Origin of the sequence: Fodinicurvata sp. EGI_FJ10296, from assembly GCF_040712075.1 — a bacterium.
GTDB lineage: Bacteria > Pseudomonadota > Alphaproteobacteria > DSM-16000 > Inquilinaceae > JBFCVL01.
This window is the reverse complement of sequence record NZ_JBFCVL010000001.1, coordinates 595,392-608,345: the sequence shown is the minus strand read 5'-3', so window position 1 is coordinate 608,345 and position 12,954 is coordinate 595,392. Positions and strand designations below refer to the sequence as shown.

Annotated in this window: 9 protein-coding genes; 2 read left to right on the top strand and 7 right to left on the bottom strand. The window is 62.7% G+C overall.

From position 1 onward, the window contains the following. Nucleotides 1-90: 90 nt before the first annotated feature. Entirely contained in the window at nt 91-579 is a 489-nt protein-coding gene (locus ABZ728_RS02735) for a low molecular weight protein-tyrosine-phosphatase (protein WP_366654150.1), read from the top strand. Beyond that, on the top strand, nt 576-1,448 hold the full coding sequence (locus ABZ728_RS02730) for a fructosamine kinase family protein (protein WP_366654149.1): 873 nt from the start codon (nt 576-578) through the stop codon (nt 1,446-1,448). The genes ABZ728_RS02735 and ABZ728_RS02730 overlap by 4 nt, the downstream gene beginning before the upstream one ends. Nucleotides 1,449-1,461: 13 nt before the next feature. Here the strand turns inward: ABZ728_RS02730 and ABZ728_RS02725 are convergent, their stop codons facing one another. The 7 genes from ABZ728_RS02725 to rpsT form a co-directional block, all read right to left on the bottom strand. Continuing rightward, complete coding sequence (locus ABZ728_RS02725; protein WP_366654148.1) at nt 1,462-3,336, bottom strand: PBP1A family penicillin-binding protein; 1,875 nt, start codon at nt 3,334-3,336, stop codon at nt 1,462-1,464. Nucleotides 3,337-3,840: 504 nt separating this feature from the next. After that, a complete protein-coding gene (locus tag ABZ728_RS02720; RefSeq protein WP_366654146.1) occupies nt 3,841-4,845 on the bottom strand; it encodes a 2-enoyl thioester reductase domain-containing protein in 1,005 nt (334 codons plus the stop codon). A gap of 160 nt (nt 4,846-5,005) precedes the next feature. Then, nucleotides 5,006-7,447, bottom strand: coding sequence for a DNA topoisomerase (ATP-hydrolyzing) subunit B (gene gyrB, locus ABZ728_RS02715; protein WP_366654145.1), 2,442 nt, complete (start codon nt 7,445-7,447; stop codon nt 5,006-5,008). Between the two features lie 65 nt (nt 7,448-7,512). Beyond that, nucleotides 7,513-8,799, bottom strand: coding sequence for a DNA replication/repair protein RecF (gene recF, locus ABZ728_RS02710; protein ID WP_366654144.1), 1,287 nt, complete (start codon nt 8,797-8,799; stop codon nt 7,513-7,515). 21 nt (nt 8,800-8,820) lie between these two features. Continuing rightward, on the bottom strand, nt 8,821-9,945 hold the full coding sequence (dnaN, locus tag ABZ728_RS02705; RefSeq protein ID WP_366654143.1) for a DNA polymerase III subunit beta: 1,125 nt from the start codon (nt 9,943-9,945) through the stop codon (nt 8,821-8,823). Between the two features lie 387 nt (nt 9,946-10,332). Next, nucleotides 10,333-11,967, bottom strand: coding sequence for a chromosomal replication initiator protein DnaA (gene dnaA / locus ABZ728_RS02700; protein ID WP_366654142.1), 1,635 nt, complete (start codon nt 11,965-11,967; stop codon nt 10,333-10,335). A 640-nt stretch (nt 11,968-12,607) separates the two neighbouring features. Continuing rightward, on the bottom strand, nt 12,608-12,868 hold the full coding sequence (rpsT, locus tag ABZ728_RS02695; protein ID WP_366654141.1) for a 30S ribosomal protein S20: 261 nt from the start codon (nt 12,866-12,868) through the stop codon (nt 12,608-12,610). Nucleotides 12,869-12,954: the final 86 nt, after the last annotated feature.

The following is a 12,954-nucleotide window of genomic DNA, read 5'->3' as shown; positions in this document are numbered from 1 at the left end:
TCCAGGATTGGGGGCCGGGGTTCATCGCCAGTCCCGAACATGCTAAGGGGAGAAGTGGCCGCACCACAACCGCCGGAGAACGAGAGACAAATGCGCATCCTGTTCGTTTGCACGGGCAACATATGCCGGTCGCCCACGGCCGAGGCCATCTTCAGGCACAAGGCGGCGCTGCAGGGGCTGACCGTCGAAGTGGATAGCGCCGGCACCTCGTCGGAGGAATCGGGCAATCCGCCGCACCCGCGATCCACACAGGTTGCCGAAAGCCGGGGCGTCGTCATGCCCAGGCGGACGGCGCGCCGAATCCGCGCCGATGATTTCCGCGCCTTCGACCTGCTGATCGGCATGGACCGGCGCCATGTGCGAACGCTGCAGCAGCTTGCGCCTCCAGGCCTCGAAGATCGGGCCCGGCTGCTGATGGCCTATGTGGACAACGCGCCCGCGCTGGATATCCCCGATCCCTGGTACGGCGCCGACGAGGGCTTTGACGACGTCTTCGACATGATCGACCTGGGTGTCGATGCGGTTATCGCCGCCGTGGCCAGGGAAAGCCGGGCCAACAACGAAGCGGCCGGCGGATGACCGCCGCGGCGGCGTCCATCGCTGTCCGGGTCGACGCGGCGCTTGGTGCCGCCCCCGTTCGGCGAAGGGTCCTTCAGGGCGGTTCGACTGTCACCGTCGAGGAAATGGTGCTGCAGGATGGTCGCCACGTCGTCGTGAAGCACGGGCGCGGCCGCCTGAACGACCATCTGGCCGTCGAACGCTCGATGCTCGACGACCTCGCGGCCGACGGTATCGTTCCGGTGCCGGACGTGCTGTTCGGCGAGGACGACCTGCTGATCATGGCCTTCATCGCGGGCGATCGCACGGTCGGCTCGGCGGGGACCGAGGAGCACGCCGCCGATATCCTGGCGGCACTCCATGACCGGCCGCAGCCGGCTTTCGGCTATACCCGCGATACCGTGATCGGCCAATTGCCGCAGCCGAATCCGCGCACCGACAACTGGCTGGCGTTCTATCGCGATCATCGGCTGCTGCACATGGCCGAGGCAGGAAACCGCGAGCGGACCGTGCCAGACAGACTTCGCCGCCGGCTGGAAACGCTCGCCGGCCGACTGGACAGGTATCTGACCGAACCCGACCATCCAAGCCTGCTGCACGGCGATGTGTGGACGGGCAACGTGATCGCGCGCGACGGCCGGATCGCCGCACTGATCGACCCGGCGATCTACTGGGGACACCCGGAGATCGAACTTGCCTTCATCACGATGTTCAACACCTTCGGCCAACGGTTCTTCGATCGCTATCGCGAGCGCCGGGGACTGGATCCGGCCTTCTTCGATATCCGGCGCGACCTGTATCTGATCTACCCGCTGCTGGTTCATGTCCGTTATTGGGACACCAGCTATGCCCGTGGGATCGAGTCCACGCTGGATCGGCTGGGTCTCTGACCACGCCGCGCGATCAGCCGCCCAGCAGGCTGTCCAGCAACCCGCCGAATCCGTCCCGGTCCAGATCATCGTCTCCCTGGTCCTGCCGAGAGGTGGCAGGTTGCGGGGTGGCGGAAGGCGCCGCCTGCATGGTACCGGTCCCGGCGCCGGGGAAGGACGAAACCGCCAGCCCCTCATGCGCCTCGATCGCGAAGCGCCGCCAGATCTCCGCTGGCAAGCCGCTGCCGGTCAGATCCTCAACGGGGCTGGCATCGTCGCGCCCGACCCAGACGCCGATCGCCATGTCGCCGGTATATCCGACGAACCAGGCATCGCGGCCGTCCTGGGTGGTGCCGGTCTTACCGGCGGCCGGCCGGCCCGGATCAGCCGCGCGGCCGGTTCCGTCGGTGACGACGGCCGACAGCATCGCGTTCATTTCCTCCGCATGCCAGGGTCGAATGGTCTCACCGGGCCCGCTGCCGTCGCGGCGAAAAAGCAGGTCGCCACCGCGGTCTGTAACCGACCGTACGCCATACGGCCAACCCGGCCGCCCGCGCGTCGGAAATGCCGTATAAGCCGCCGTCAGTTCCAGCAACGTGACTTCACTGGTGCCCAGAGCAAGGCTGAGATCGGTGTTGAGGTCGCTGACGATTCCAGCGCGCCGCGCCGCGTCGATCACGGTTCGAATTCCGACCCTGTTGGCGAGTTGAACCGCAACCGAATTCGCCGAGCGGGCCGCCGCCGCCGTCAGCGTCATCGGCCCGTAATAGTGGCCGCCAAAATTCCCCGGCGCATAGCCGTTTATGGAGATCGGGCCGTCATTGATGATGGTATGGGGGCGATATCCCTGTTCCAGCGCGGCCAGATAAACGAACGGCTTGAACGCCGATCCCGGCTGACGGCGCGCCTGGGTGGCCCGATTGAACTGGCTGTCGGCATAGGACCGGCCGCCGATCAGCGCCCGGACCGCGCCGTCGTGATCCATCGCGATCAGGGCTCCCTGAAGGCCCGGCACGCCATAGGCGTCCAGCCCCTCGGTCAGGGCCGTGGCCGCGAACCGCTGAAGCCGGCTGTCCATGGTCGTTTCAACGACCAGATCGCCAGCATCGCGGCCGACATACTCCGGCACCATATCGACGATCCAGTCGCCGAAATAGCGGCCCGCCGTACCGGCCACGGGCCGGACGGTGGCAGGCGGCGGCGCCGCCAGGGCGGTCCGGAGTTGCTCGCCGCTGATGAAACCGGCATCGGCCATGGCGCCGAGTACGATACGTGAGCGCGCCTCGGCCCGTTCCGGCGCATGAGTCGGTGCATACCGGGACGGTGCCCTGATCAACCCGGCGATCGTGGCCGACTGGCGCAGGGTCAGATCGCGCGACGGGACGCCATAATAAGCGCGTGCCGCTGCATCGATGCCATAGGTCCCGGCGCCCAGATAGACGCGGTTCAGATAGGCCGACAGCAATTCTTCCTTGCTGTAGTTCACCTCCAGCCACAGGGCCAGCAAAGCCTCCTGCACCTTGCGGCGCAAGGTGCGCTCCGGCGTCAGGAACAGGACCTTTGCCAATTGCTGGGTGATCGTCGAACCGCCCTGAACCACGCGCCCGGAGCGCCAGTTCGTCCACGCCGCCCGAGCGAGGCCAATTGGATCGATGCCGAAATGGTAATGAAAGCGCCGGTCTTCGATGGCCAGGACGGCCTCCGGAACATGCGGCGGCAGATCGGCCACGTTGATCCGGTCGCCGTTGAACGCGCCATAGCGCGACACAAGGGTCCCGTCGCGGGCAGCAACCGTGATCGAGGGACGGTCGTCTTCCAGCGCCACGTTGTCGATCGAGGGCAGATCGTGGGCGAGCCAGATGACGGCGCCGGTAACGAGGACGAAGAGCCAGATCGCGGCGACTGCCATCCATTTGCCGACGAACCTGAAAATCCGCGCCGGTACAGAGCCGCCGCCGCTCCGTCGGGTCGCCTTCCGCCCGCTCCGGCCCCGGCCCTGGCCGAACCACGAAGACCATTGGGTTCCTTTTCGCGCGCCGGCTTTGCCGCGCGACCTTGAGGGCGATGCAGAGGATTTCGCCGTCGTGCCAGCGGGTCGGGAGCGCGGCTTCGGTTTGGCCGGCGCCGTTAATCCCCCCGGTCGGGACTGCCCCCCACGACGGGACTGGCCGGAATCCGCACGCGCGGACCCGGCCGGATGCGGCGCTCGCCGCGTTCCGGATTTGGTTCCCCCTGATTTCGAGCCCCCGGATTTACGCTTTCGGGTGGTCGATCCGTCGGAGGACGACCCGGCCGGTGCTGATCCACGCCATTCCGCCATACCCTTTCATCTCTTGAAATACAGCCGATTTCAAGAAGAAACGGGCGAAACTGCAGATACCACATGAACCGGCAGCGCCGGGGCCGGTGCTGTCTACGGCGACAGGATGACCTTGCTGCCGCCCTGCTGGCGCATCGCCATCGACAGGGCTTCATCCAGTTGATCGAAGCTGAACCGCGCCGCGGGATCAAGCGGCATCTTGTGATGGGCGATATGGTCGAGAATCTCACCATACATCGACATCATGCGTTCGATCGGGAACTGGTCGAAAAGGCGCGGCACCCAGAAACCCTGGACCTTGATATCCTTGAAAATCAGGAAAGTCGGCCAGATCTGGCACGGCCGTCCTGCCAGCGCGCCGTAATTGATGATCGTTCCGCCTTCGACGAGACATGCTGCCAGGCGTTCGGTTGACGTTCCACCCACGGCGTCGAATGCGTAACGGATCGGCGTGTCGCCAATCTCGTCCCGGACCGCCGCCGCCAGTGTCTGCGGATCCAGACCCAGCTTGTGGTCCACAACGACGGTATGACCACCATAGCTTTTGACTTCGTCGACGACTTCCTTGCGGCGAACGATGTTCACCGTACGGAAACCAAAGGCCGCCGCAAAACTGGAGATGCATCGGCCGACATTGGAATTGGCCGCGTTCTGAATGATCGTTTCGCCGGGCTTCAGATCGGTGACAAGCCGCAACAGCGCATAGGCCGTACCCGGATTGACCTTGAGCATGGCGATTTGCTCCGGCGCCAGATCGGCGCTGAGCTTGACGATCGTGTCGTAACGAAGGTTCCGCCTTTCAATCCAGTTCTCGCCGGGCGTGATCATGACGATATCGCCTTCGCTGACCCAGGCGCGGGCGCGCTCGCTCTTGCCCACCGCGAGTACGCGTCCGACACCTTCGGTACCGGGAATATACGGCAAATCGGGCTTATAGCCATAACGGCCGGCGACCAGCATCAGATCGCTGGGATTGACCGGCGTCGCCAGCAACTGCACGGTCGCTTCTTCATCGGCTGGCGGTGGCGGTTCCGGAAGATCCACCACCTTCAGGACTTCGCGCGGATCGCCGTACCGACTGAACTGCAGGGCCCTCATCGTATTCCCCTCCGATGGCTGGTAGGACTGGTTGCCACAACGGGCGTTGCTCGCGAAGCTACATGAAATGCCACAATAAGCAATTTTAAGTTGTATTTGCGGGCGAAAAAAGAGGCGGCGTCATCGACAGCCGCCTCTCTTCGGCTCGTCCCGATTTCGCCTAAACGTCGAGATTCGATACGTTCAGCGCGTTTGCCTGAATGAATTCGCGCCGGGGCTCGACCACATCGCCCATGAGCGTGGAGAAAACCTCCTCACTGTCGTCAGCGTGGTTCACCTTGACCTGAAGCAGATTCCGAACGTTGGGATCGAGAGTCGTCTCCCAGAGCTGTTCGGGGTTCATCTCGCCCAGCCCTTTGTAGCGCTGAATGGTAACGCCCTTCCGGCCCAGTTCCATAACCCGCTCAAACAGGCTGACCGGCCCCAGGATGTCGATATCGGCCGAACCCGTCGACAACACACCCCGCCCGGCATAGCGCTCCGCCATTTGTTCCTGATAGGACCGCAGGCGCCGGGCTTCGCCGGTTCCCGAAAGCGCTGGATCGAGCCGGCGCGATTCCGACACGCCGCGCAGCGTCCGGGTAAACAGCAAGCCGCCATCGGCGGTGGCCATGCCGCGCCAGCCGCGCTCCAGCACCGGGGAACGTTCATCGAGAACCCGGCCGATCATCTCGGCGATCGGCTGGGCCGACGCCTGATCGGTCAGCACCTCGGGATCGAACGCGCCGGCGATCGCCGCATTTTCGACCACGACCGTCGATCCGACCTTGTTGGCAAGCGGCATGATCAGATGCCGGATATCCCGCGCCTGCTGAACGGCGGCGTGCAGATCCTGCCCGGTAAGCGTGGTGCCGTCGTGCAGAGTCAGCCGGGCGTCCTGAATGCCCTGATCGATCAGATAGGTTTCAAGTTCGCCATCGTCCTTCAGATAGAGCTCTTGCTTGCCGCGCAGCGCACGATAGAGCGGCGGCTGGGCGATATAGAGGTAGCCACGGTCGATGATCTCGGGCATCTGGCGATAGAAGAACGTCAGCAGCAATGTCCGGATGTGAGAGCCATCGACATCGGCATCCGTCATGATAATGATCTTGTGATAACGGGTCTTTTCGATATTGAATTCGTCGCGAATGCCAGCGCCCAGAGCCGTGATCAGCGTCCCGATTTCCGCCGATGACAGCATCTTGTCAATGCGCGCCCGCTCGACGTTCAGGATTTTGCCCCTGAGCGGCAATATCGCCTGCATCCGGCGGTCGCGGGCCTGTTTGGCCGAACCGCCGGCGCTATCGCCCTCGACGATGAAAAGTTCGCTTTCCGCCGGGTCGCGAGACTGGCAATCCGCCAGTTTTCCGGGAAGCGATGCGACGTCGAGGACAGTCTTCCTGCGGGTCAGTTCCCGAGCCTTGCGCGCCGCTTCCCGCGCCTTGGCGGCTTCGGCCACCTTCTGGATGACCTTGCGGGCCTCGTTGGGGTTCTCACCCAGCCAGGTCGACAGCGCCTCGTTCACGACGCTTTCAACGATTGGACGAACCTCGGACGAAACAAGCTTGTCCTTGGTCTGGCTGGAGAATTTCGGATCGGGCACCTTGACCGACAGCACGCAGGTCAGACCCTCCCGCGCGTCGTCACCGCCGATGGTGACCTTTTCCTTTTTGGATATACCGCTATCGGCGGCATAAGCGTTGATCTGGCGGGTCAGCGCGCCGCGGAATCCCGCCAGATGCGTGCCGCCGTCGCGCTGGGGGATGTTGTTGGTGAAACACAGCATCGTCTCGTGATAGGCGTCGGTCCACTCCATCGCCACTTCGACGGTGACGCCTTCGCGTTCCGCGCTCAGGACGATCGGCGGCGTGTGAATCGCCGTCTTGGACCGGTCGAGATACTTGACGAAAGCCGTCAAGCCGCCGTCATAGATCATCGTCACGGTGCGGGGCTCGACGCTCCGATTGTCGGTGACGACGATCGTCACACCGGAATTGAGGAACGCCAGTTCCCTCAACCGATGCTCCAGAGTCTCGAAATTGAAATCCAGCGTCGTAAAGGTTTCCGCCGACGGCTTGAACACGATCCGGGTACCGGCGGAATCGCCGGCCGGACCGATGGCCTTCAGCCGCTCTCGCGCCACGCCATCGTCAAACGTGATGACCCATTCCTGGCCATCGCGATAGATTGTCATCTCCAGCCATTCCGACAGCGCATTCACCACCGAAACGCCCACGCCGTGAAGTCCGCCGGAAACCTTGTACGAGTTCTGGTCGAACTTTCCACCGGCGTGCAACTGGGTCATGATGACCTCGGCCGCCGATATGCCTTCTTCTTCGTGAATGCCGACCGGAATGCCACGCCCGTTATCGGTCACTGTCACCGAACCATCCGGATTCAACGTAACCGTTACGGTATCGCAATGTCCGGCGAGCGCTTCATCGATTGCATTGTCGACGACCTCGTAAATCATATGGTGAAGGCCGGACCCGTCGTCGGTATCGCCGATATACATGCCGGGGCGTTTGCGAACGGCATCAAGCCCCCGCAGCACCTTGATGCTATCGGCTCCGTATGCGTCCGCGGCCGCCTGTGCCGAGCCTTTCACCGCCTGCTCACCCATAAGATCATCTCGTTTCAAACGTTCCAGGGTTACCCTGATTTCCCGATCACCGGCCAGCCGGCAGATCAGGAACTCAGAGATATCGTGCCGTCATCGACGGTCAGAACCGTCGCCTCGGGCCGCATGGCCTCGAACAGCGCCGCGTCGGTTCCCGTGAACCACGCCTGCGCGCCCAAGGCCTTGATCTCGGCAAAAAGTGCGGCCCGCCGCCGAGAATCCAGATGCGCCGCCACTTCGTCGAACAGAAGGATCGGTGCAGCGCCGCGCGCCTTTGCGAGAAGTCTGGCGTTGGCCAGGATCAGCCCGAGGAGAAGCGCTTTTTGCTCTCCCGTCGAGCATTGAGCCGCGCCGACACCTTTCGCTCTATGACTTACCAGAAGATCACTGCGATGGATACCATCGGCGGCGCCACCGGCCACGGAGTCGAGACTTCTCGACTCCCGGAGCAGGGTCCGGAATCGCTCCTCGACCTCAAGCGCCGGCCGATCGACCAGCCATGTTTCGATTGACCCCGACAGGTCGATATCCGCCCGGGGGAAAACGGTATCGACCATTCCATCACCATAGCGGGCGAACGAGTCCGCCAGTTGAAGCCGCTCCACCAGAAACCGGCGTCCCGCCGCGACGGCGATCCCCTTGCGCGCCATCGTCTCTTCCAGCCCATCGAGCCAGGCGCGATCGAAACGTCCCGACCGCAACAGGCGCGAACGCTCGCGCATCGCATGCTCATAAGCGGAAAGCGCCCCCGCATGGCCGGAATCGTGGCCGTAGACGAGCCGATCCAGGAACCGCCGACGATTGCCCGCCCCTTCCAGGAACAGCCGATCCATAGCCGGCGTCAACCAGACCATTGCCAGCCGATCACCGAGCGCGGCCTGGGAGACCGACTGACCGTCGATCCGGACCAGCCGCCGACCCTGACCCGTCGGCACCTCCGGATCCGGCCCCGTGCCGAGCCGCACCGTTCTGCCGTCATGCATCAGAATCGCGCTCACCGCCCAGTGACGGTCGGCCGGCGCATCGTTTCTCGCCACATCGACGAGCGTGGCCCGCCGCAACCCCCGTCCCGGCGACAGGAAAGAAACAGCCTCCAGTATGTTCGTTTTGCCGGCACCGTTGGGACCCGCCAACACGACCGACCGGCCGGCCGTCTCGATGGTCACCGTCGAATGGTTCCGGAAATCGGTCAGTGAAAGACGGTCGATATGCAGGATGGTTCCCTCTGCCGGATCCGGTCGGCAATCCGGCGCCGAGTCAGATCCGGAACCCGGCCCGGCCCCGCGCACGGAGTCGACGGAACTGTCCGCCAGCCAGTTCGTATCAATTTCCGCGACCGTTGATACGTCTCTCACGCGTCAATACTGACCCCGTCCCTATACCCGCATCGGCATAAGGACGTATAATGTCGCCCCAACCTCGCCTTCGGCGCTGCGCGCCCGAATGATGGTCGGCGACCCGCTGTCGGACATCTCGAACTGTATATGGCCATCGCCGAGCTGAGCGGCAATGTCCATGAGATACCGGCTGTTGAATCCGATCTGGAAAGTCTCGCCGTCATAGTCGATTTCCAGTTCCTCCACCGCGCTGCCGGCATCGGCGGCAGTAGCGGACAGCGTCATGACACCGCTGCTGAATGCCAGTTTGACCGCCCGGCTCTTTTCGGAGGAAATGGTCGACACGCGATCGACGGCCGAAGCGAAAACCTTGGCGTCGAGCACGATCGTCTTGTCGTTGCCGGTGGGAATGACGCGCGCATAGTCCGGAAACGTGCCGTCGATGAGTTTCGAGGTCAGGACAGCTGTCGAAAAGGAAAACCGGATCTTGGCATCGGACAGCGATACCACGACGTCGCCCGGCATATCGGCGATCAGTCGGTGAACTTCGTTGACGGTCTTGCGCGGAACGATCACGCCCGGCATCTGTTCGGCGCCGGAGGGTTCGGCGATTTCGGCGCGCGCCAGACGATGCCCGTCGGTCGCGACCGACCGCAGCACCCGGCCATGATCGCCATCGGCCGCATGAAAATACAGGCCGTTGAGGTAGTATCGCGTTTCCTCGGTCGAAACGGCGAATCGGGTCTGTTCGATCATCTCGCGCAGATCCGTACCCGGCACGGTAAACCGGAACGGCAATTCGCCGCCACCGATCTCCGGGAAATCCTCGACCGGCAGAGTCCCCAGCTTGAACCGTGAGCGTCCGGCAACGACAGCGAGCGTCTCGCCGGTGGCGTCGATCTCGACCTGGGCGCCGTCGGGGAGTTTCCGCACGATGTCATGGAAGGTGTGAGCGGGCGCCGTGACCTGCCCTTCGACCGATATGTCGGCATCGACGGTATCGACAATTTCGATGTCCATATCCGTTGCGGTCAACGACAGCGAACCGCCTGCCGCCCGCAACAGGACATTGGACAGAATGGGAATCGTGTTTCGCCGCTCAACCACACTCTGCACGTGGCCGAGAGATTTCAGCAGCGTCGCGCGTTCGATGGTGAGCTTCATCGTCGTTCCCGTTCGGTTGGAAACGGCGACTTCCGGCGCCGTCTCTGTCAGTTCGTGGGTTTTAGCAATGACCGGGAGGCTTTTCCAGAACGAAGTCCGGTCCCGGAATCAGCTCAGTGCCAGTATCGGCCCCTATGCGATCAAACCTCGTCCTTGCAGCGCCAACCTCCTCCTGATCGCCCCCGACATCGCTCGGGGCCCGGACCCGGATGAGCCCGGTTCGCGTGTCAACGTCGGCAAGTTGCTGCACGAGGTCCCGGGTCGGCAGCGCGTCACTTTGTGACCGCGCAGCGCCCGGGACGATCAGGATGTGGAAATCGTCTATCTCGCAATCGATACCGATGTGCGAACATTGTAGATATCGGCCCCGGGGGGCGCCGGTGACGATCATCCCTGCAGCATCCGCTTCAGCAGGTCGACGTCTTCGGCGAAGGAAGGGTCGGCGCTGCAAAGCTCCTCGACCTTGCGGACGGCATGCATCACCGTCGTATGATCGCGGCCACCGAATTTGCGGCCGATATCCGGCAGAGAACGCGCGGTGAGTTGCTTCGACAAATACATCGCCACCTGGCGCGGACGGGCGACCATTCGCGACCGCCGCGAGGAATGCATGTCCGCGACCTTGACGTTGTAGTGCTCCGCGACCCGCTTCTGAATCTCGTCGATTGTCACGCGCCGGTCGCTGGCCCGGATCAGGTCGCGCAGCAATTCCTGCGTGCCTTCAAGGGATACCGGGCGCCCGACGAATTCCGCATGCGCCACCAGCCGATTGAGTGCCCCCTCCAACTCGCGGATGTTGGAGGAAATCTTGTGGGCCAGATACTCCATCACCTTCATCGGAATTTCGACATGGGGCCATTGTTCGGCTTTCGCCTGCAGAATGCCCAGCCTCAGTTCATAGGATGTCGGGTGAATATCGGCGACCAGCCCCCACCCCAGCCGGGAACGCAGCCGCTCTTCCAGCCCGTCGAGATCGGACGGGCTCTTGTCCGCGGAGATGATGACCTGGCGATTCTGGTCCACCAGCGCATTGAACGTGTGGAAGAACTCTTCCTGAGTCGAATCCTTGCCCGAGATGAACTGGACGTCGTCGATCATCAGGATGTCGACTGACCGGAACAGTTCCTTGAAGCTCATGGTGTCCTTGAAACGCAGGGCCCGAATGAACTGATACATGAACTTTTCCGCCGACATATAGATGACGCGGCGCGCCGGGTGGCGGCGTCGGATATGCCAGGCGATGGCATGCATCAGATGCGTCTTGCCGAGTCCCACGCCGCCATAGAGAAACAGCGGATTGAAGGTGACCTGCGACGCGTCGGCCACACGGCGCGCCGCCGCGTGTGCCATTTCGTTCGGCTTCCCGACGATAAAATTCTCGAAGGTGAATCTGGGATCAAGCGGTGCGGAGTAATCATGCACCGGGTCGCGGTATTCCGCGCCGCCCGACTCGGTCTCTTCAGCACCGTCGGCCCGGTCTCGGGACCCCTCGCTGGCCCAACCTCTGCCCCCGTCCCTGTTACCGTCCCTGGCCCGCTCCCCCGCGGCATCCGGATAATCGGCATTTGAGGGCGTGAACCCCTGGGCCCCTAATCCCACCTGATTCCGAAGAGGCGGCTCGTCTCGGGCCTGGCCGCCGCCCGTTCGTGCGGGGTTCATTCGCGTCGGATTGGGCCCGGCGAGACTGGCGTCGGGGGCCGAGCCTATCCGCGCACCGGCCTGCCCATCAACCAGGGCTGCCGCCACGACGAATTCGACCTCGGGAACCGCCGGACATTCCCGCTGCCAGTGGTTGCGAATCATGTCCGCATAGTGAGCCCTGATCCAGTCGCGCATGAACCGCGTCGGCACGCCGATTCGGACCTCGCCGTCGCCAACCCCCGCGAATGACAGAGACTGAAGCCAGCTTTTGAATTCCGCTTCTCCGACCTCGGCCCTGAGGCGGGTCTGGACGCGAAGCCACTCCTGATAGCCGAATTCACCTTCCGAGTCGTTTCCCGAATCGTTCCGCAGGGTCGACATTGTTGACCGTTCCTTTGCCGCTTGCACTGCGCCCCGCTTCCTTGCTTCGTGTCATCCCGCCGGCGAGACCCGGTACTTCGCTTCGAATGGCGAAGCAGAGATGCCGCGGCCGAACGCCGACGGTCGCGTATCGGTCCCAACGAACCCGCATGGCCGTTCGATGATAATCGCGGCGGTCGTTCTAGCATCTCCCGCCCCAGGATCCAACAAGACAAAGCTATATCCACACCATGAAGCATGGAAGAAGAAGCAGCTTGTGATACAAACGGGCGGAAATAAACTAAAGAAGCGCTAGCACTCACAAAAGAAAATATGGAAATTACAGAACTATAAAATCCAATACTACATTAGAGTGAGAACGCGGCGCCTCGATGATGCTAATCTATACTAGTCACACCAGCCGACTAGGATACAGTGACAACCACCGCCCCGCAACGGAACAAAATGAGACCCACCAAAAAAGCAAATTTCGTTCCCCGACATCGATGGGACCGGTGAGATGCTCTGGATTCCAGTCAAGTACGGCACGGAAAAGTATTGTAGCAATCAATAAAAAACCCCTCGAAGGCGAGGGGTTTTCGAATCGATCTGCACCGGTCTGCTTCAGGCGGCCGCGCTGTGCGCTAATTGCCGCTTGAAATTAAAGCGCCTGAATCCGCGAAACGAGTCGCGACTGTTTGCGCGCGGCAGTGTTGCGGTGAATTGCGCCCTTGCTGGCGCCGCGCTGCAGGACCGGCTGTGCTTCGCGGAATGCTTCTTCTGCGGCCTGCTTGTCACCAGCCTGAATGGCCAGCTCGACCTTCTTCACGAAGGTGCGGATACGAGTCACGCGATTGCGCCGGGTTTCCGTCCGGCGAGCGGTCTGACGGATGCGTTTCTTCGCGGATTTGATGTTGGCCATGATCTACCCTTGCCTGGACAATAGCGTCCGGAATTTCGTGCGGGGCTTATAAGCGCCCCGGTGTCGGTCGTCAAGTCTCTTTACGT